Genomic DNA, 20,453 nt, shown 5'->3' on the forward strand with positions numbered 1-20,453 from the left:
GAACGTAGCAGACCAGTGCGAAGATGACTACCTTAATGATCATACTCTCTCCTGAGCAGGGTTGTCGTTGTCATAAGAGCACTGCGAAAACAGCGCGGACGAAGTGAATCTATTGAAAAATTGCGGAACCTTCAAGACGGTAGGAGAGTTTTTCCAGCAGGCTCCTCACCTCTCTTCCGTCGGGCATGACAAGTTCCGGCGCAATTTCAAGCAGGGGAACAAGAACAAAGGCCCGCTCTTCCATGCGTGGATGAGGAAGAATGAGATGCTCATCTTCCGTCTTCCTTTCATCGCCGAAAAGCAGAAGATCCATGTCAATGACGCGAGGACCGAAGTGATCAGCGGCATCACGCACGCGCCCCATGGCGGCTTCTTTTTCCAGCATGGCGTCAAGCAGACGCAGTGACGTCATTTCTTCGGAACAGTCGAGCCGCAGTACCTGATTGAGAAACCACGGCTGATCCTTTCTTCCCTGCGGCTCTGTGCGATACAGCGAAGACGCAGCCGTCACCCGAACGCCGGGCAGAGAGTCGAGTTCCTTTTGAGCGCGTTCCAGATGCGCCCCGGCATCGCCCATGTTGGAACCAAGACAGACAAACGATTGCACCATACTTTTCCTTCCTGTGCTTTTTTGCAGAAATACACTCAGGCGCGCCCTTCTGTCCAGCTCGTGCAAAGTCCCGTGTTGACACGGGCAACCCCTTGTTGCACAAAAAAGCATGTTCTCATCTACGATGCTTTCTGCCGCAAGGCACACCCATGCCGACACTGCTCCCCTTCTTTCCGTCCGGGGAGTGTGGAAAAGCTACGACCAGTTCCATGCCCTGAGCAACGTTTCCTTCGATGTCATGGAAGGAGAAAAAGTTTTTTTCATCGGCCCCTCAGGCTCGGGCAAGTCCACCATGCTGCGCTGTCTCAACCGTCTCGAAACCATCCAGAAGGGACAAATCCTTGTGGAGGGAACGGACATCTACAGCAGCAGGTGCAATATCTGCCGTCTTCGCATGGACATGGGCATGGTATTCCAGTCCTTCAATCTGTTTCCCCATCTCAGCGTTCTTGACAATCTTATTTTCACTCCTGTCCGGTTGCGCGGCATGACGCATTCCGAGGCAACGGACATGGCGGAGCGTCTTCTTGAGCGCACGGGCCTGACCGACAAAAAAAATGCGTTTCCCGGAGAGCTCTCCGGCGGACAGAAACAACGCGTGGCCATTCTCCGGGCACTTGCCATGAAGCCGCGCATCATGCTTTTCGACGAGCCGACTTCCGCTCTTGATCCCGAAATGACGGGAGAAGTGCTTGATCTCATGAAGGAACTGGCCTACGAAGGCATGACCATGGTGGTGGTCACTCACGAAATGGGTTTTGCCAGAGAAGCTGCGGACAGGATTCTCTTCATGGACGGCGGAAAGATTCTTGAACAGGGAAACTGCGACGACATCTTCAATCATCCCGTCCATCCGAGACTCAGACAGTTCCTCCGTCAGATGGAACGATAAATGCCGGCAGGTTAGACATGATTTAGTGACGTCCGACTCCGCCGTTCTCTTGCAAGTCCGGCACCGGCATGCTAGTCATTGCAACATGACCTACGCTACCCGCCACGTGCTGCTCGTTCTTGGGGCGTCGCTTCTGCTCTGCCCGATCTCCGGATGCGGGCTCATCCGTCATGCTTCCGAGCAGGCTCAGGAAGAGTTTACCCCTCTTTTTGAAAGTGATCCCGTACGCTACAGCGTGGAAATCCTGATAGAAGGTCAGGCACAGGACGCTTCCGAGATCCGAGCTGCCATGGAAAGACACAGTCTGCTCGTGCAAATGCGCGAACAGCTTCCGGACGGCATCATCGGTCTCATGCGTCGAGCCAGAATAGACAGGGAAAATGCCGTCAAGCTGCTGCATTCTCTGGGATACTACGACGGCTCGGCCGAAACGAACGTGGAAGAACCCAAGGATAAAGGGCAATCCGCCAAAGTAACCCTTACCCTGATTCCCGGCCCGCAGTATCACATCGGCCGCGCGAACCTGTCCTATCATCCGACCCCTGAGCCTCTTCCTCCCTTCCCCGGAATCACGCCCGAACCTGCGCCGGCCAGCCTGCCCCTTCAGGAAGGCGAAAAAGCCGAAGCCGATGAAGTGCTGGCCGCTGTGGAGGACATTCCTCAGGCGCTGCACCGCTCCGGCTATCCGGAGGCAGACATAGCCTCCACCCGCTATACGCTGAATAAGACGCTCAAGACGCTGAACGCCGACGTCGTGATCAATCCGGGTCCGGCAGCCGTCATGGGAGAAGCCCGAATCAACGGCAGCGACAATGTCAGACCGGAATATCTTCAAAAGCTCGTCACCTGGCAGAATGGAGAACCCTGGGATGACCGGCGCATACAGGCTTATCGACGGGAGCTGCAAAGCCTCGGCCTGTTCCGCTTTGTGGATGTCAAGGCAGCCCCTTCCTCGCTCGGCGTCCATGAAGCGCCCGGAGACGCGCTGAAGCTGCCCGTGCTTGTCAATGTAAGAGAAGCAAGCTTCCGCACCGTAAGCGCAAGTGCCCGTTACGCCACCGATACCGGCATGGGCGTACAGGGCGAATGGCAGCACCGCAACCTTTTCGGCGCGGGAGAAAAGCTGACGCTGAAAGCTCCTTTTGCACAGGACAAGCGCGGCGTTCAGGCCGACTTTGAAAAGCCTGCCTTCGGCAGCCGGGATCAGAAGCTTCTCACCGGGGCATCCTATCTCAGAGAGGATACCGATGCTTATGAAACCACGGCTCTCACCGCCTATGTCGGGCTGGAACGAAAAATTTCCTCCGACTGGTGGGGAAGCATTAAAGCACTCGGTGAAGAAGGTACCGTAACTCGCGGGGTCAAGGATGAATACCGCTACGCAAGCCTCATTTTCACGCTGCGGCGCGACACGCGCAACGACATCATGAATCCCGTCAAGGGCACGTATCTGCAGTGGGATGCCTCGCCCACGACCGGCTACTATAACGGAAACTTTACCGGCATTTCAACAAAGGCGACGGCCTCGGCCTATCATGCGCCCTTCGGCGTCGACTGGCTCGTTCTGGCTGCGCGCACGTCACTCGGCTCCTTCATGGGCGCAGACATAAACAATATTCCGCCCTCCCTGCGCTTTTACTGCGGCGGCGGAGGCTCCGTCCGGGGCTATTCCTATCAGGCCATAGGGCCGAAGGACAAGTACGGGGACCCCCGCGGCGGGGCCTCATTCCATGAAATCAATCTCGAGGCACGCTTCCGCGTGACCAAGGACATAGGCATCGTTCCCTTCCTCGACGGCGGCATGGTCTACGAAGACGAATTTCCTCGTCTTTTTCAGGATTTTCAGTGGGGTGCAGGCATAGGCCTGCGCTACTACACGCCCATAGGCCCCGTCCGTCTCGACATTGCCGTTCCTCTTGACAAAAAGACCGACGACAATGGCTATCAGCTTTACATCAGCATCGGGCAGACTTTCTGATGAACGAAAAAGAACACGACGACCTGGTGAAAAAAAACGAAGCCTCTTCCGAGCCGTCAAAGCACGAAGAAAAAAAGGCAGGGAAAAGGAAGCGGCTGCTGCGAGTTGCGGTCTGGGGATTTTTCGGCACACTTGGTCTCATGGCTGCAACCTGTGCGGGCAGTCTGATTTTTCTGCGCAGCTCCACAGGCGAGGCATGGCTTGCCCGTACCGTCAATGAAGCTCTTTCCGAGCTGCCTTCCGGGCTTGGTGCGCATATTGAAACGTTCCACGGCCCGCTGCCTTCACGCATCATGCTGTCCGGCATAACGCTCAACGATGACCGGGGGATCTGGCTTGAAGCGGAAGCGGCCGAGCTTCGCATGGACTGGAGCACACTTCCCGGCACGCTCACGATAGCGGAACTTTCTCTGGAAAACCCGCATCTTTTGCGTGTGCCGCAGACGAAACCTGCCGCCGTGGAAGAACCGGCGTCCGTACCGCTCTCATCCCGACAGATAGCTCATGAGATGAAGGAATTTTTCCGGACCTGGCCAGGCTGGCTTCCGTCGTTCAATCTTGAACGGCTGAACATACGCCGGGCGTCTCTGGCGGAATCCATAACAGGCGTTCCCCTTACGGCCACGTTCGAAGGCCAGGCTTCCCTGAATCATGGCGGAGCAGAAGTTTCCTTTACGCTGCACCGCGACGACGCCTCGTGCCTGCCGATATCGGCAACGTCCACCCTTTCTCCTGAACTGGAAGTCTCTCTTCAGGCAGACGGTTCGGATCTGGGCCTTGCCGCACTGCTTCCCGAAGGCGCCGGCGATGACGCTCAGGCTTCGTTTCATCTCACCGTCAAGGGAAATCCCTCGCTCACGCGAACGGACCTTTCACTGGCCCTTCGTGAATCCGGTACGGAAAAAAACATATTTTCCGCCTCCGCCCTCGGAGAGTTCAGTCTGTTCGACATCAGCGGGGAGGCCCCCTCAGGCGCCGTTTCCCTGCAACTGGAAAGCGGTCCTGCCTCGGAAAGGCTCTGGGCACTTGCCGGACAAAAAAACGGCAGACTCAAGGCTTTGTTCAGGGCACAGGCTCTCGGCGGCGACCATGCCCGCTCGTGGCTGTCCGCCAACGTCGAACTTGCCGACATGACCTGGAAGGATGCCACCATTGCTGCGCTTTTCGGCAGCGACTGCACATTAAACGGAGAAGGAACCCTCTCCATGAACAGCTCGGGAGGCGTGCACGCCGCAATCAGCGCCCTGACGCTTCAGGCCTCCGGTCTTCGGGCCTTTCTCGCCGGCAGCACGACACTTCCGGAAGGGCAGCCTTTCTCGCCCCAAAATCATCTGAATCTTCATGCGGAGTGCGAATTTGACAATACGGGCGCGCTGTCGCCGCAACTTTCCGGCAACGCCCGCTTCTCGGGAGATCTGGCCGGAGCGATGACAAACCTGAACGCCAGACTGACCCTGAAAAGCGCCAGTCTGAACATTGCAGGAAACACTCTGAAAGATGCAGAGGCGGAACTATCCATTCCACACGCCGACGTCCCCCGCATTATGGAAGAGCTGCCCCGTCTGACATCCGACCTTCGTCGGGAACTCTCTGACAAACCGTCTGGCGACACCCCTTCGCAGGTGACGCCGGTCTCCGTCTCCGCGCTTCATGCGGAAAGCAAGAAAAACTCCCCCCTGCTGACAGGTCTGGCGCGTGCCTCACTGAAAATCAACGGTCAGAGCGCCGGTCTGGACACACGCTGGAGCGCAGAAGAACGCACAGCAGAAAAAGGCAGGACTCTTCACGTCAATCTGGACAAGCTCGACGTTCACATTGAAGACAGCTCGCTGAAGGGACATATAACGGCGGACTTTCCTTTTGAGGCCTCTCCGGCAACAGCGGGAACAGTGGCCGCCCTTCTCGGGATGACCCCTCCGAATCTGGACGGCGTGCTGAACATCCGTGTGCCCCGCTGGGCTCCCCTGACCCGTCTGTCCGGACTGCAGCTTTCCGGTTCGCCGCTCAGCGCAGACCTCAACTTTTCTTCCCTGAAGCATCAGAACCTGCAATGGAAAAGCCGTCTCGACCACTTCCGCATCCAGACCTCTCAGGGAGAACTCTCCCTTGCAGGTTTCAAAAACGATATTGACATCAAGGACATGTGGGGACTTCCCAACATCAAGGTCAATGCCGGACTGACCAGACTGACGACGCCCACCCTTGCTCTGTCCCGCGTAAAGGTCGACCTCGGCGGCAACAGGAATGGTGTGCAGGGCTCTCTGCAAAGCTACGGCGATATCCGTTGCGACACACTTGTTCGCTGGAAGCCGGACGTCTGTACGCTGGACAGACTTGACCTTGAAATCCGTCCGACCATGCTCGGACTCTCCGGCGACGAACCTGCCGGAATACGGCTCGATGCTCCGGCATACGTACGCCGCAAAGGGGACAGATTCTTCCTTTCCGGTGCATCACTCACGGCGCTGCCCTCGGGCCGCCTTTCCCTCGCCGGTTCCTGGGGGCCAAAGCAGCTTGATGTGTCGGCAGATGTTTCCCGGCTCGAACTGAAGCGTTTCCGTTCCTTTTTCCAGGATATCCCCGAAGGAGAGGTGAACTGTCATGCCGAGGTATCTGGAACTATGGAGAGACCTTCGGGAAACTTAAAGCTGTACTTGAAAGATATACGTCTTCCCGGTTCCACGCTTCCTCCCGTTTCCGCCGACGTCACGGGCAGACTCGGCGTATCGGGAAAACGCCGTCAGCTCTCCCTTGACCTGAAACTGCCCGACGACAGCAGAACGGCTCTCGGTCTCAGCGAATGCGCCGTTCAGATGTCGCTGCCCTTCACTTCGCCGGTGAAAGGAATGTCCATGCCCGACGCCCGGGGACCGCTGTACGGAGATATCCGCCTTGCAGGAGAACTCGGACAAATATGGAAGCTGATGCCTCTGGCCGATCAGCGTCTCTCCGGACAGATCAACCTGACCTCCAGACTATCCGGCACAATGGCCGCTCCAGATCTGACTCTTCATGCCTCAGTCGACAACGGCCGCTTTGCCGATCTGCTGCAAGGCGTGGAACTGCGAGACATACGTCTGCGCGCCGATGCCGACCGGCTGAACATCATCAGACGGTCAGGGTCGCCGCTCACGCTTTCTTTCTCTGCCGGAGACGGACGCAAGGGCACGGTGAACATGGACGGCTGGTTCGACCCTTCCGATCTCCAGCTCTCCATCTCCGGAAAGATGAACCGGCTCTCTCCGCTGCGCAGGCAGGACGTGAACATCATGCTTTCCGGCGAGTTCAGCGCGGACGGCAGCGCTACCGCCCCCCGTGTACGGGCCGACATAACGGTGGACAAAGGACAGATTCAGCTTGCCGACCTTCCGGGAAGCGACATTGTCACCCTTCCCATTGAAAAGCCGGGACAAAAGTCCACTTCTCAGGTCAAGGCCCCGGGAGGCTCCATGAACGTACATGTCCGCATTCCCAACCAGTTCTTCATCCGCGGCTACGGGCTCGAGTGCGAGTGGAAGGGTGACATCCAGGCCCGCGGACCGTTTGCCAAGCCCGCCGTCACCGGCAACGTTCAGGCCGTACGCGGAGGGCTCGATCTTCTCGGCAAGCATTTCAATCTTGCCGAAGGACGCATCTCGTTTGACGGCGGATGGCCTATCAGCCCCATGCTCAACATCGTCATGGAATACACGGCCTCCAGCCTCACGGCCGACGTCACCGTAAGCGGACCGGCAACAAAGCCGGAAATTTCCCTGTCCAGTCAGCCGACCATGCCGCAGGACGAAGTCATTTCTCAAATCATGTTCGGTCAGTCGGCAGGTACGCTGAGTCATGTACAGGCCATTCAGCTTGCGGCCGGCGCAGCCCAGCTTGCAGGTCTCGGAGGGCCCGATGTCATGGGATTCAGTCGTGAACTTCTGGGACTGGACGTGGTCAAGCTGAATTCGGAGAGCACGACTTCGGAAGACGGCAATTCCGACATGTCCAAGACGTCCCTTGAAATGGGAACGTATGTGCTCGACAATGTCTATGTCGGCGTTGAACAGGGCATAGGCAGAGAGAGCGAGACCGACGCCGTAGTGGAAATTGAGCTGACGCCAAGTCTCGACGCGCAGGCCAAGGCGTCTTCCAACAGAACGGAGTTCGGTCTTGAATGGAAGAAAAACTACTGATATTCTGCACAACCGGCAGGAAAAACACTCCCCCCGGACTTTTCCGGAACAAGCTTTACGAGGCAAAAACATGCCTGAACATTCTCACGCTGCGCCGTACGAATTTGACATCAGTTTTTCGGTCCGCTACGGCGAAATCGGCGAAAACGGCGTGGCAACGCTTTCTTCCCTGGGCAACTGGCTTCAGGAATCGGCGGGCAGAAACGCCGAGCTTCTGGGCTTCGGCGAAAATGACCTTCTGCGGCATGATCTGACATGGGTGCTCACCAGACTCGTGCTGCGCATCGACCGACTTCCCCGGGAAGGGGAACATCTGCGCATACACACATGGCCGTCGACGCTCGACCATTTCGGACATCGCGGCTATGAAGTCTATGACGAAAAGGACAGACTCATCGTCAGCGGCGGAAGCGCATGGTCCGTCATGAGTCTTGCCGACCGCTCCATGGCACAGCTTCCTGACGAACTCGTGCCCAGATATCCGTCCACTCCCAGACCATGCGCCCCCTTCGCCTGCCGTGTTATTCCCCGCCTTCGCGCCGACACTCCCTCAAAAAGTCTTCTGCGTGTGCGCCGGGACGACCTCGACATCAACGGACACGTCAACAATACCCGATACCTTGCCTGGATTCTGGAACCTCTGCCTTCAGAATCCTCAAGGGAAAACTCCATGCCGCGGCTCGTGGACATTACCTTCCGGGCAGAATGCTTTCCTCAGGAAGAACTGGAATGCCTGTGCGCTCCCTCCGCCATTCCATCCGGAGCGGAAAGGGAAATTTTCCGGCACGCCATATCAGGAGCACGCCTTCATTCCATTCAGCGCCTCTCCGACGGCAGCGAAGTATGTCGCGCCCTGACGCTGTGGGACACTCCTCAGGACGGAAACGCCGACTGAAATACTCATGCCGCGCGGAGGTCCGGCTTCCGCGCGGTTCCGCATCAACGCTTCGCCTGTTCCAGAAGTGAAACACGCTCCTGGAATTTCTGAATACGCGCTTTCGTTTACGGCTCACCCCTCAATCTGTCCGGATCTGCGCGCTCTTCCCTGCAGAAATCGCCATTGCTTCAAAAGCGACTCCCCAGTCTGTCCCCTGTCCAGCTTCTGGTTACGGAGGAACGACCAGACTCTCTGCAGCCGAAAAAAACGACCTTGCGGCATGAGTATCATGTCATCATCCTCTTCCCGTCTTTCCGTTTTTTCGTATGCTGAGGAAAAAAGGAGAACGCATGGAAACGCCCGATGCTCTTTCCGCCATCTTTACAAGACGCAGCATACGTAAATTTTCACCAAGGCCTGTAGAAGGCCGGATGCAGGAAACTCTGCTTCGCGCGGCCTTTGCCGCCCCTTCGGCAGAAGATGCACAGACCAGACGCATCATTGTAATTACGGACAGAGACACGCTTGACAGCTTGCCTGCCCTCCACCCCTCAGCTACGCCTGCCAGAGAAGCGCCTCTTGCCATTCTCATCTGCTGCGACACTTCGACCGCTCCCCAGACGCTGTTCTGGCCTCAGGACTGTGCCGCCGCCACACAGAACATCATGCTTGCCGCCCGAGCTATGGGACTGGGCTCTCTCTGGTGCGGCATCCATCCCGTAGAGGCCAGAGAACAGGCCTTCATTTCAGCCTTCTCTCTTCCGGGCATGGTCCGTCCCGTCAGCCTCATTCTTATCGGATATCCGCTTCAGGATTTCTTTGACGAACAGCGCTGGAACCCGAAACTCGTCTTTCTCAACCGATGGGGACACCCGTTTGAGCCATCTGGTCCCACTGAATGACGTTCTTTGTGCGCCGCTGACCTTTCAGACTTCTCTGCTGATGCCACGCTCATAACCTCATGAAAAAAGCCCCGCCGGTCAAAAGCGGGGCTTTTTTCATAACTGATTATGCCTGCGGCTCGAGGCTGACATCATGAAGCAGATGTCCGACGCGCTGAATGAATAGCTCTGTCATATACGTTGAGGGATGCCTCAAGAAAATCCTCAAGGCGCAGCCCCCCCTTGAAAATGCGATCAACGCAGACCTGTGCCAGGCCGGCACGCCAGTCTTCATTCAGAGCCTGAACCATGCGTTCCGCCATGGCCTGCGTATCTCCGGGAGCAAAACAGTACTGCGCGTCCAGAAGGTCGGGCATGACGCCGGTGGTGGAGGAAATGAGCGGAATACCGGAAGCCATGATTTCCAGAGCCGCCCGGGCAATGGCTTCCGAGCCCAGTGAAGCAAGAATACCGAAATCAAGCGCGTTGATCACTTCTTCCGGCTTCTCAACCCTGCCGGTCACGGTGACGATTCCGCCAAGATCTCCAAGCCCCTGCTCTCTGGCCCAGCGGGAAACGTCTTCCGTCGTGAATTCAGAATCGAAGCCGATGACGAGAAAACGTATTCTTTCGGCCTCAGGCGACATTTTCCTCGCTTTTGCCAGAGCGACAACAGTTTCCCGGATGCCCTTGACTTCGTCCATGCGTCCGAGCAGGCCCATGACTATGTCCCTTTCACTGAAACCGTACCGACGGCGGACTTCCGCACCGGCCTGCCTGTCGGCATGAAAGCGGGCCGTGTCCACCCCGCCGAGTATGGTGTAAAGCCTGTCCGAAGGCACGTGCAGCGCTTCGGAAAAATGCCGCGTCATGAGACTGTTCGTGGCAATGACGGCATCTGCCGCCCGACAGTGCAGCCAGCGATTGACGAATCCTCCGCGGGGAAGACGCCGGTCCCCTCTGGTTCTGACCAGAGCAAAACCATGCCTCTTTTTCATGAGAGCCCATAAAATGAAGGCTTCCCCGCGATGACAGTTGACGACATCCGGATTAAACTCCCGCACAAGACTTTCCATGCCGCGAACAAGCGTCAACAGGCCGCCGGGAGTCTGGGAGTTGAAAGGCAGCGCCACCGTGGGCAGACCGAGTTCGCGCGCCTTCATGACGGGAGGAGTTCCTTCGAGACCGGCGACGAGCGACTCGTGTCCCGCCTTCTGAAGACAATGCGCAAGCGTTACGCCATACCACGCCGTGGCATTGTACCAGCGGACATTGACAACCTGTATCGTGCGCATGACCCCTCCGATCAGTCGTTGAACAGCATGGAGGCAAACACCTGCGCTTCCTTCACGGCGAATGACAGCCGGGCCGCCTCATTGGGGGTGTGGCAGTTCTCGAAGATCAGCGCCCACACGGCGGCAGGAATGCCGCGCTCGCGGAAATTGACCGCCACGGTGGATCCGCCTATGCCGCCGCAGCGACACTCTTTGCCGAGCACTTCCTTCACGGCCTTCCTGAGGCCGGTCACTACGGCGCTGTCTTCCGACGTGGGCGCCGCCGCCGGCTCTTCCATATACTTTTCCACACGTACGGAAACCCCATACTGCTCCGCCACCTTGTCCGCCAGCGCACGGAACGCGATAAGCACTTCTTCCAGAGAATAACAGGGAAGCACGCGGCAGTCGATATAGAACACTTCCTTGCCGGAAATGGTGTTCACGTTGGGAACATTGGGCTCATGCTTCGTAGGCGTAAACGTGGAGCGGTCGGGAGCAAACAGATCGTTGCGGGCAGTAAATTCCTCTTCCACGCTCTTCGCACCGAGAATCATGGCCGCTGCGGCCGTAAGGGCGTTTCTGCCGTCATCCGGGCGGGAGGCGTGACACTGGCAGCCTTCTATGTCCACGCGCAGCCAGAGTATGCCCTTTTCCGCAATTTCAATGAATCCGCCGTCCGGACTTCCCGAGTCGGGAACCAGCACGATGTCGTCCGGGGAAACGAAATCCGGCCTTTCCCGGAAAAGATGCTGAATGCCGTAGGCATTACCCGTCTCCTCGTCGGACACGAGGATGAGGCCAAGGCCGAAATCCGGAGTGATTCCTGTTTCCCTGATGGCGGCGGCCAGAAGGCAGCCGCATACGACGGCCTGCTGATTGTCTTCCACGCCGCGGCCGTAAATCAGGTCTGCATCGTCCTTGTCACGCGTCACCACCCACGGATCGGAGTGCCACAGGCTTTCCTCTCCCGCAGGAACGACATCCAGATGGCCGAGTATCCACACCATGCGGGAAGAACGACCGGGAATGCGAACGATAAGATTGGGACGCTTGCGGGAAGGCACTCTGTCATCGGTCGCGTCGACATGCTCGATGTCGTCGATACCGAAAGAACGAAGCCATGCCTCAAGATACTCGGCCTTGCTCTGCTCCCCGTCGCCTCCGTTGTCGGGGCCGAGACCGCGACGGGCAGTCATGGCGCTCTGCAGTTCAAATACACGTTCGGCACGACCGGAAAGCGAGTCAAGCAGAGTATGCTTTTCTTTCAGAGACATAATAACACTCCAATTAAACACCTATCACCGGATGCCGACAATGCGGAACCCGGTGAAGGTCAAAAGAAAAACGGCAGGACACGCTCTTCCGATCTGAAAACGGTTCGAAAGAGCTGCTCTTGGAGATGCTCTGAAAAAACATTTCCGAAGAGTAAGCCGCAATATACTGGCCGCACGGCCAGATTTGAGGATACGTGTACGGCTTAGTGACCCTTGGCGGCACGCTTGGAGGCCTTCAGAGGGTTGACCTTGGCCTTGGCAGCGACTTCCACCTTGATGTGGCTGGCGAAGTTGCACTTGCCGGAAGTCCACTTCTTGGCAGGGATGGGGTAGCTCGCGCAGAACTGCTGGCCTTCAAATTCGCAGATGCGATCGCAGCCGTTGCACTTTTCAACGATGGGCTGAACAGGAATGCCGTTCACTTCAACACCGGCTTCGGTCTTGACGGCGTTCTGAAGAACTTTGCTCATAGGAATCCTCCAAGTCATTCCCCGTCGATGGCGGGGCTGGTTAGCACAATAGGAACTCGAATAATTGTCCTGTAATTGCCTTTCTGTCAAGTCCCAATTGTCTGACCAGCAAAAAACAGGCAAACTTGCCAGGTTGCCGTCATCCATAGTATGTTGGTCCGACATCAAAAAGGAGTATGTCCATGCCTCGTTTCCGTTCCCTGAAAAGCGCCCTGCGCACCTGGTTCCGCGACGAAAGGTGGTCGAAACAGCAGCCTCTTCCCGCTGAATGCGAAGAGGCTGCTCCCCTGTCGCTGGCCAACGCGCTTTTTGCCTGCCTCACGGAAGGCGGAACCATGGCCGAACGCGCGGCCTTCGCCATGGGCGGCGTCATGGCAAAAGTGTACGCCGACTCTCCCGAGGATGCCAAAAACATCGTGCGCCGCTTCATGTGGCACATGAACGAAGAATCCGGCAACATAGGCTGGGGAATTCCCGAAGCCTTCGGTGAAACGCTTGCACAGTGCCCTCCTCTGGCAGACACCTTCCGCCGCGTGCTTCTGCACTACATCTACGATGCCCCGGAAGAAAAAAGCACCGGATTCTGCGACCACGCCCCTCTGCGCATTTCCTGCTATCAGGCCATTGAGCGTCTGCTGGCGGCAAGGCCCGACTTCGTGAATGAGGCCATGCCTCTGCTCCGTCTTTCCGCACAGAACGAAACTGACGACGCCTGCAGAGAGGCAGCTCTGAAGCTTGTACGCAAATATATGCTCACGGCGCTGTAAGAAGCCTCGTCGAGAATGACGGCCCGCCAGAAAAAGCTGTCGACCTTTTGCTCCGCAAGATAGATAACGGTTCAATGGGACAGACTCTCTGGCGAGGATACGTCCGTGCTGCTGACTTTTCTTTCTGTACAGCCGGATAAAAGATTCTGTCCTTATTAAAAGCAGAAAAAGGCGCGAAGCTTACGCCTCGCGCCTTTTTCTGCAAATCTGATTCAAGGACTACAGGATGAGTCCGGAACCACCGTTCTGCGAAGGATTGGGATTCAGTCCGCCGGAAGAGAGAGACAGATTGGAACAGGCTTCCAGATACTTGTCCTGCACTTCCTGAGGAGTGTGAGAATATTCGAAGAGGAAATGCTTGCCGTCTATGCGGCCGTTGAACTCCTGGTCAAAGGGATAGCCATAGGGCAACATCATGAGCTGAACGCCCTGCTGGGTAGGAACAGTCTGCATGATGGCGACGTCGGTCAGCGCGTTGGCTTCGGCATCGAACTTGCCGATGATGAGCTCACCGGTCACGATTTTTACAAGACGGATATCATAGGCCATGATAAGACTCCTTGAATGTTGTGATAGATAAGTAGGAAGTCCCGGCCCGCTTGTCAAGTCGGAACAACCTATTGCCAATTGCACGATGAGAGCATATTTCTTTCTTCATGAGGAGTTTATGAGATGCACAGGACTGCTTTTTCCCCTGATGCTCTGAAGCGCCTTTCGGAACTTGAAGGGCGCCTCCAGTATCGCTTTCACGACATATCACTGCTGGCCACGGCGCTGACCCACAGCTCGTGGGCCAACGAACACAATACTGCGCACAACGAACGGCTGGAATTTCTGGGCGACGCCGTGCTTGAAGTCAATGTTTCCCATGAAATCTATAATCGCTTCCCGCAGGAAAGAGAAGGCGGCATGACGCGCCTGCGTTCCCGGCTCGTCAGCGAAGGCAAGCTCGCCGAACTGGCCCGCAGCCTTCATCTCGGTGAAATGCTGTTCATGGGACGCGGCGAGGAAGCCCAGGGAGGACGGGAACGCCCGGCGCTCATTGCCGACGCCATGGAAGCCGTGCTCGGAGCCGTCTACCTCGATGGCGGCCACGAGGAGGCCTCTGCCCTCATTCACCGTCTTTACGCCGACCGATGGCCCGAACCGGGCACTGACCGCAAGAGCAAGGACTACAAGACCAGACTTCAGGAAGCCACGCAGTCGCTGCTTCACTCTCTGCCCGTCTACATGCCTCTGTCCAGCAGCGGACCGGAACATGCCAAGACCTTCCGCGTGCAGCTTGAACTGTCCGACGGCCGCAGTTTCATTGCGGAAGGCGGCAGTCTGAAACGCGCCGAGCAGGAAGCGGCCCGTCTGGCCCTCGAAGCCCTGGGCGTCAAGGAATAGCCGGATCTCCCGACTGATTCCCCGCTTGCGTTTTTCTCACCTTTAGCCTAATCTGGATTTGTTCGATTCCCTCAGGGTGTCTTGTATGGATACAAGGTCGACCTTGGCTCACATTGGTCTCGATATCGGCTCCACCACCGTGAAGCTCGTTGTCCTGGACCCGTCTACTCGTGTGCTCTATGCACGTTACCAGCGCCACTTGTCCGACGTTCGGGCAACGGTGGCCCAGCTTTTCCGCGAAGCGCTTGCCGACGGCGGGCTCTCCGGTTATACCTTCACGCTGGCAGCTACAGGTTCCGGCGCCATTTCCCTCACGGAAGAACTCGGCATTCCCTTCGTTCAGGAAGTCATCGCCTCCTCTGAAAGCATACGCAGACGCATCCCTGATGTGGACGTCACCATTGAGCTCGGCGGTGAAGATGCAAAAATCACCTTTTTCACCGGCGGCGTGGAACAGCGCATGAATGAAACATGCGCAGGAGGTACGGGCGCGTTCATTGATCAGATGGCCGCCTTCCTCAACACCGACGCTGCAGGCCTGAACGAACTCGCCTCCCGTTACCGCACCATCTATCCCATAGCCTCGCGCTGCGGCGTTTTTGCAAAAACCGACATTCTGCCGCTGCTTAACGAGGGCTGCGCCAGGGAGGACATTGCCGCCTCCATTTTCCAGGCCGTCGTGGAGCAGGCCGTAAGCGGTCTTGCCTGCGGACGCGCCATCACCGGCAAGGTGGCTTTTCTCGGCGGACCTCTGGCCTTTCTCAGCAGCCTGCGTCAGCGTTTTGTGGAAACTCTGGCGCTTTCGGAAGAAAACGCCATTTTCCCTCAATATGCGGAATATTTCGTTGCCATGGGTACGGCCATGTATTCCGTTTCTCAGCAGGAGCTTCCCCGCAACGAGCAGCAGGTTGGAGAACATGCATGGACAGCCGAAGAGCTGTCGGCTCTTGCTGACAAACTGACCAGCGGCACCCACAAACCCGACGTAGTCTCCCTTCCGCCTCTCTTCCACGACGAAGAAGAGCTGCGGTCATTCCGCGAAAGACACAAATCCCACAGCGCATCATGGATGGACATTGCCGATCTTGGCGGTACGAAGGAAGATCCTGCGCCCGTGTATCTCGGCATCGACGCAGGTTCGACCACCATCAAGTCCGTGCTTGTGGACGAAAAAGGGAGCATTCTGCATCAGTCCTATGCGCCCAGCCAGGGCAAGCCGCTTGAAGCCGCCGTGCAGATTTTGAAGGATATCTACGCCGTTCTGCCCGAGACCGCGCGCATCGCCGCGGCAGGCGTAACCGGATACGGCGGCGGGCTTCTGCGCGCGGGACTTCATGCCGACGTGGACGAAGTGGAAACGCTGGCCCACTGCAAGGCTGCGCAGTTCTTCCTTCCCGACGTGACCTTCGTGCTGGACATCGGAGGGCAGGACATCAAGTGCCTTCATGTAAAGGACGGCATGGTGGACCGCATACAGCTCAACGAAGCCTGCTCCGCCGGCTGCGGCTCCTTCATCGAAACCTTTGCCATGTCTCTCGGCATGGATCTTCCGACCTTTGTAGACGAGGCGCTTCATGCGCAGAATCCCGTGGACCTCGGCACGCGCTGCACGGTGTTCATGAATTCACGCGTCAAACAGGCACAGAAGGAAGGCCGATCCGTGGGCGACATTGCGGCCGGTCTCTCCTATTCCGTGGTGAAAAACGCGCTCTACAAGGTCATCAAGATCTCGAGTCCCGAAGAACTCGGCGAACATGTCATCGCCCAGGGCGGTTCCTTCAAAAATGACGCGCTGCTCCGCGCCCTTGAGCTCAGCCTCGGCCGCGAAGTCCTCAGACTGGACATTGCCGGTCTCATGGGCGCCTTCGGCGCGGCGCTCATTGCAAAGGAAAACCAGTCTCCCGCAGGTTCCACGCTTCTTTCCCGGGAAGAAGTTGCCGCATTCCATGCCGAAAGAAACGTCACACGCTGCAAGGGCTGTTCCAACCACTGCCTGCTCACCGTGAACCGCTTTTCCGACGGCTCCCGTTTCGTTTCCGGCAACCGTTGCGAGCGAGGTGCAGGCAAGAGCGCCTCGGATGAAAGCCTGCCCAACCTCTTCGACTACAAGTACAAGAGACTGTTCGGCCACTATGTCCCGCTGCCCCCGGACAAGGCTCCGCGCGGAAGCATAGGCATTCCCCGCGTACTGAACATGTACGAAGACTACCCTCTGTGGTTCACGCTGTTCACCAAGCTGGGCTTCCAGGTGGTACTCTCGTCGGCATCTTCCAAAAAGATGTATGCCCACGGCATGTCCACCATTCCCTCGCAGACGGTATGCTATCCGGCCAAGCTCAGCCACGGCCACATCATGGATCTCATTCAGAAGGGCGTGAACCGCATCTTCTATCCCTGCATTGCCTTTGAACGCAAGGAATTCCTTACGCAGGACAACCACTACAACTGTCCTGTGGTAGGCGGATACCCGGAACTTCTGAAGAACAATGTGGAAAAACTGCGGGAAAAGGGTGTGGACCTCATTTGTCCCTTCCTGCCTGTGGAGCTGGACGGCCTGCTCAACATGCTCCTTCAGCTCGACCTTTTCCGCAGCATTCCCCGCGCTGAAATACAGGAAGCCCTGGAAGACGCCTTCAGGGAAAAGAAAAAGTTCAAGGATGACTTGAAGAAAAAGGGACAGGAGGTGCTCGACTTTCTCAAGAGAACCGGCAAGATGGGCATTATTCTCGCAGGTCATCCCTATCATGTCGATCCTGAGGTGCATCACGGCATTCCCGAGCTCATCACAGCCTCTGGTCTCGCCGTGCTCACGGAAGATTCGGTGGCACATCTCATGCCTGACCCCGGCAAGCTTCGCGTGGTCGACCAGTGGACGTTCCATGCGAGACTCTACCGCGCGGCGGCCTATGCGGCCCAGTCGGATCAGGTGTCTCTCGTGCAGCTCGTGTCCTTCGGCTGCGGCCTCGACGCCGTCACGGCCGATCAGGTGGAGGAAATCCTTGCCGCATCCGGCAGGCTCTACACGCAGATAAAAATTGACGAAGGAGCCAACCTCGGCGCCGCCCGCATCCGCGTGCGCTCGCTGCTGGCAACCATGAAGGAACGCAGAAACAACCGGGCTCAGAATGCCCTTCCGGAATTCGCCACGCTGCTGCCCATGGCTCCCGAGGAAGACGAAAGCTGGACTCCTCCGGACTTTACGGAAGAGATGCGGGAAACCCACACCATACTCATTCCGCAGATGTCCCCCATCCACTTCCAGTTCCTGCCCTCCATGCTCCATGCCTGCGGCTACAAGGCGGAACTTCTGCAGTCCGTATCCCGGGAAGCCGTTGAGGAAGGCCTGAGGCATGTGAACAATGATGCCTGCTATCCGGCCATCACCGTCATCGGACAACTTCTCCATGCCATCCGAAGCGGAAAATACGACAGAAAGCGCATCGCTCTCATCATTTCCCAGACAGGCGGCGGCTGTCGCGCCACGAACTACATAGGTTTTCTCTACAAGGCGCTCAGGGAATGCGGACTGACCGACATTCCGGTGATCTCGTTCAATCTTTCCGGACTCGGCCGCAATCCCGGCTTCCGCATCACGGGACGCATGCTGCTGCGCGGCGTACAGGCGCTTTTGTGCGGCGACACGCTCATGAGGCTTCTCTACCGCACACGCCCATATGAAAGCCGTAAGGGCAGTGCCGAGGAACTGGCCGAACACTGGGCGGCCATTCTCGACACCGACATCAGAGAAGGCGCGCTCCGGCGCACCTACCGGCACCTCGGCGAAGTGGTGAAAGCCTTCGATGCCCTTCCGCTGAAGGACGAGCCCCGGAGGCCCAGAGTCGGACTTGTGGGCGAGATTCTTTTAAAGTATCATCCCGACGCCAACAACAACGCAGTCGAAGTCGTTGAAGCCGAGGGCGGTGAAGCCGTCATGCCCGATTTCACCGATTTTATTCTGTACGGATTGTACGATGAAGTGTATCGTTGGCAGCACCACAACGGCAGCATGGGACGCGCAACGGTGAGCAATCTCCTTCTGCGTACCCTTCTGACGCTGCGGCTGCCTGTACGGTACGTGCTGGCGCGAAGCAGGAGATTTTCTCCCCCGCTTCCGTTCCGCAAGCTGCGCGAACAGGTCAACGGCGTCGTTTCTCTCGGACAGCAGACCGGCGAAGGCTGGCTGCTCACGGCTGAAATGATGGAACTGCTCCACGGCCGCATCCGCAACATACTCTGCATGCAGCCCTTCGGCTGTCTGCCCAACCACATCACCGGCAAGGGCGTCATCAAGGAGCTCAAGCGCCGCTTCCCCGAAGCCAACATCGCCGCCGTGGACTACGACCCCGGCGCGAGTGAAGTGAACCAGATAAACCGGATAAAACTCATGATGGCCGTGGCCAGGCAGAAATGTGCCGGAGGTCACCCGTCAGCATAGGATCTCATGATACAAAGCTCTCTGCCTGAACTTCTGGCTCCCGCCGGCGACATGTCCTGCTTCCTCGCAGGCATGGCCGCCGGCGCGGACGCCACCTACCTCGGACTCAAGAACTTCTCCGCCCGCGCGGGCGCGGAAAACTTCAGCACCACCGAACTCGCGCGCATGGTGGATCTGGCCAACAAAAACGGCCGCAAGATTTATGTGGCCTTCAACTCCCTCATCAAGGGAAGCGACATCCTTTCCGCCGGCAGGCTCATCAAGCGCCTCCAGCGGGATGCCCAGCCCCACGGCCTCATCATTCAGGACATAGGCCTCATCGACGTGGCGCGGCAGGCCGGTTTTGAAGGCGAACTGCACCTTTCCACCCTCGCCAACATCTCCCACCCCCGCGATCTTGAGGCCGTGCAGAAGCTCGGCGTGCAGCGCGTGGTGCTGCCCCGCGAGCTTTCCATCGACGAAATCCGGCAGATGGACGAGGAAGCCCCCGAAGGCATGGACTTTGAAATGTTCATCCACGGGGCGCTGTGCTGGTGCGTGTCCGGCCGCTGCTACTGGTCGAGCTATCTCGGCGGCAAGAGCGGTCTGCGCGGCCGCTGCGTGCAGCCCTGCCGCCGCATCTACAAGCAGAAAGGCCGCGAAGGCCGTTTCTTCTCCTGTCAGGACCTTTCGCTGGACGTGCTGGTCAAGACTCTGGCGGAAATTCCCCATGTCCGCAGTCTCAAGATCGAAGGCCGCAAGAAGGGCCCCCACTATGTGTATCATGTGGTGGCGGCCTACCGCATGCTGCTCGACGCGCTGGGCACTCCCGACTGGCCCCATGCCAAGAAGGACGCCGAAGCCCTTCTGGAAATGGCGCTGGGCCGTCCCGTCACCCGCGCCCGCTTCCTGCCGCAGAAGGACGCCCGCGTCTCCACGCCCGACGAACCCACAAGTTCCGGCATGCTCATGGGAAAGATACAGTTTGAAAAGACAAACGGCGTGCCTTCTCTGCCCTTCATCAAGCCCCGGCTGGAACTTCTGCCCAAGGACCTGCTCCGCATAGGCTATGAAGACGAACCCTGGCACGACACCGTTCCGGTGACGCGGCGCACGCCCAAGGCCGGAACCTGCACCCTGCGCCTTGCCCGCCACAAAATGCCCAGGTCCGGCGTTCCCGTCTTCCTCATCGACCGCAGGGACTGGGAAAAGAAGCTGGAGGCGTGCCGCAAGGTGGAAAGCCCCCTTGTGGAATGGACGCCGCACCTGCCCCGCCCCGTCCGCGCGCGCCGTCAGCAGGATTATCTGGTGCGTTCCAGCCTTCCGCAGGGCCGCGAAACGCGTTCCTCCCGCTCCGTCATGACGGCGCTGTGGATGTCCGCAAACACCGTGCGCGCCGTCTCGCGCACCGTCATGCCGCGCATTTCCTGGTGGCTGCCCCCCGTCATCTGG

14 protein-coding genes are annotated in these 20,453 nt (G+C 58.0%); 9 read left to right on the top strand and 5 right to left on the bottom strand.

The window, feature by feature from the left end; all coding sequences use genetic code 11:
• Positions 1-109 precede the first annotated feature (109 nt).
• Positions 110-610 (bottom strand): 2-amino-4-hydroxy-6-hydroxymethyldihydropteridine diphosphokinase, encoded by a 501-nt coding sequence (gene folK / locus Q0J81_RS06715; RefSeq protein WP_294446743.1) that lies wholly within the window; start codon positions 608-610, stop codon positions 110-112.
• Between the two features lie 109 nt (positions 611-719).
• Here folK and Q0J81_RS06720 point away from each other — a divergent pair, with 109 nt between their 5' ends.
• The 5 genes from Q0J81_RS06720 to Q0J81_RS06740 all read left to right on the top strand — a co-directional run bounded on the left by Q0J81_RS06720 (position 720) and on the right by Q0J81_RS06740 (position 9,431).
• Positions 720-1,502: an amino acid ABC transporter ATP-binding protein gene (locus Q0J81_RS06720; protein ID WP_294446744.1), complete on the top strand. Its 783-nt coding sequence runs from the start codon at positions 720-722 to the stop codon at positions 1,500-1,502.
• Between the two features lie 85 nt (positions 1,503-1,587).
• A complete protein-coding gene (locus Q0J81_RS06725; RefSeq protein WP_294446745.1) occupies positions 1,588-3,480 on the top strand; it encodes an autotransporter assembly complex family protein in 1,893 nt (630 codons plus the stop codon).
• On the top strand, positions 3,480-7,652 hold the full coding sequence (locus Q0J81_RS06730; RefSeq protein ID WP_294446746.1) for a translocation/assembly module TamB domain-containing protein: 4,173 nt from the start codon (positions 3,480-3,482) through the stop codon (positions 7,650-7,652). Before Q0J81_RS06725 ends, Q0J81_RS06730 begins: the two co-directional genes overlap by 1 nt.
• Positions 7,653-7,722: 70 nt before the next feature.
• Complete coding sequence (locus Q0J81_RS06735) at positions 7,723-8,547, top strand: acyl-ACP thioesterase domain-containing protein (protein WP_294446747.1); 825 nt, start codon at positions 7,723-7,725, stop codon at positions 8,545-8,547.
• Positions 8,548-8,879: 332 nt separating this feature from the next.
• Positions 8,880-9,431 (top strand): nitroreductase family protein, encoded by a 552-nt coding sequence (locus tag Q0J81_RS06740; protein ID WP_294446748.1) that lies wholly within the window; start codon positions 8,880-8,882, stop codon positions 9,429-9,431.
• 131 nt (positions 9,432-9,562) lie between these two features.
• Here Q0J81_RS06740 and Q0J81_RS06745 read toward each other — a convergent pair whose 3' ends face one another.
• The 3 genes from Q0J81_RS06745 to Q0J81_RS06755 all read right to left on the bottom strand — a co-directional run bounded on the left by Q0J81_RS06745 (position 9,563) and on the right by Q0J81_RS06755 (position 12,431).
• Complete coding sequence (locus Q0J81_RS06745) at positions 9,563-10,705, bottom strand: glycosyltransferase family 4 protein (RefSeq protein WP_294446749.1); 1,143 nt, start codon at positions 10,703-10,705, stop codon at positions 9,563-9,565.
• Positions 10,706-10,716: 11 nt separating this feature from the next.
• On the bottom strand, positions 10,717-11,961 hold the full coding sequence (locus Q0J81_RS06750; protein WP_294446750.1) for a M20 family metallo-hydrolase: 1,245 nt from the start codon (positions 11,959-11,961) through the stop codon (positions 10,717-10,719).
• A gap of 203 nt (positions 11,962-12,164) precedes the next feature.
• Positions 12,165-12,431, bottom strand: a complete 267-nt coding sequence (locus Q0J81_RS06755) for a PxxKW family cysteine-rich protein (RefSeq protein WP_294446751.1) — start codon at positions 12,429-12,431, stop codon at positions 12,165-12,167.
• Positions 12,432-12,613: 182 nt separating this feature from the next.
• On the opposite strand from Q0J81_RS06755, the gene Q0J81_RS06760 reads away from it, so the two are divergent.
• Positions 12,614-13,198, top strand: a complete 585-nt coding sequence (locus Q0J81_RS06760) for a DVU0298 family protein (RefSeq protein ID WP_294446752.1) — start codon at positions 12,614-12,616, stop codon at positions 13,196-13,198.
• A 219-nt stretch (positions 13,199-13,417) separates the two neighbouring features.
• On the opposite strand, the gene Q0J81_RS06765 is transcribed toward Q0J81_RS06760, so the two are convergent.
• Positions 13,418-13,747 carry a hypothetical protein gene (locus tag Q0J81_RS06765; protein WP_294446753.1) on the bottom strand — a complete coding sequence of 110 codons (330 nt, stop codon included), beginning with the start codon at positions 13,745-13,747 and terminating at the stop codon, positions 13,418-13,420.
• Positions 13,748-13,870: 123 nt separating this feature from the next.
• Between Q0J81_RS06765 and rnc the strand changes: the two genes are divergently transcribed.
• From rnc to Q0J81_RS06780, 3 genes are all read left to right on the top strand, one after another.
• Positions 13,871-14,587: a ribonuclease III gene (rnc, locus tag Q0J81_RS06770; protein ID WP_294446754.1), complete on the top strand. Its 717-nt coding sequence runs from the start codon at positions 13,871-13,873 to the stop codon at positions 14,585-14,587.
• Between the two features lie 103 nt (positions 14,588-14,690).
• On the top strand, positions 14,691-19,022 hold the full coding sequence (locus Q0J81_RS06775) for a 2-hydroxyacyl-CoA dehydratase (RefSeq protein ID WP_294446755.1): 4,332 nt from the start codon (positions 14,691-14,693) through the stop codon (positions 19,020-19,022).
• A gap of 6 nt (positions 19,023-19,028) precedes the next feature.
• Positions 19,029-20,453: peptidase U32 family protein (locus Q0J81_RS06780; RefSeq protein ID WP_294446756.1), on the top strand; the 1,425-nt coding region annotated here is incomplete at its 3' end.

This window comes from uncultured Mailhella sp., from assembly GCF_944324575.1.
Lineage (GTDB): Bacteria > Desulfobacterota > Desulfovibrionia > Desulfovibrionales > Desulfovibrionaceae > Mailhella.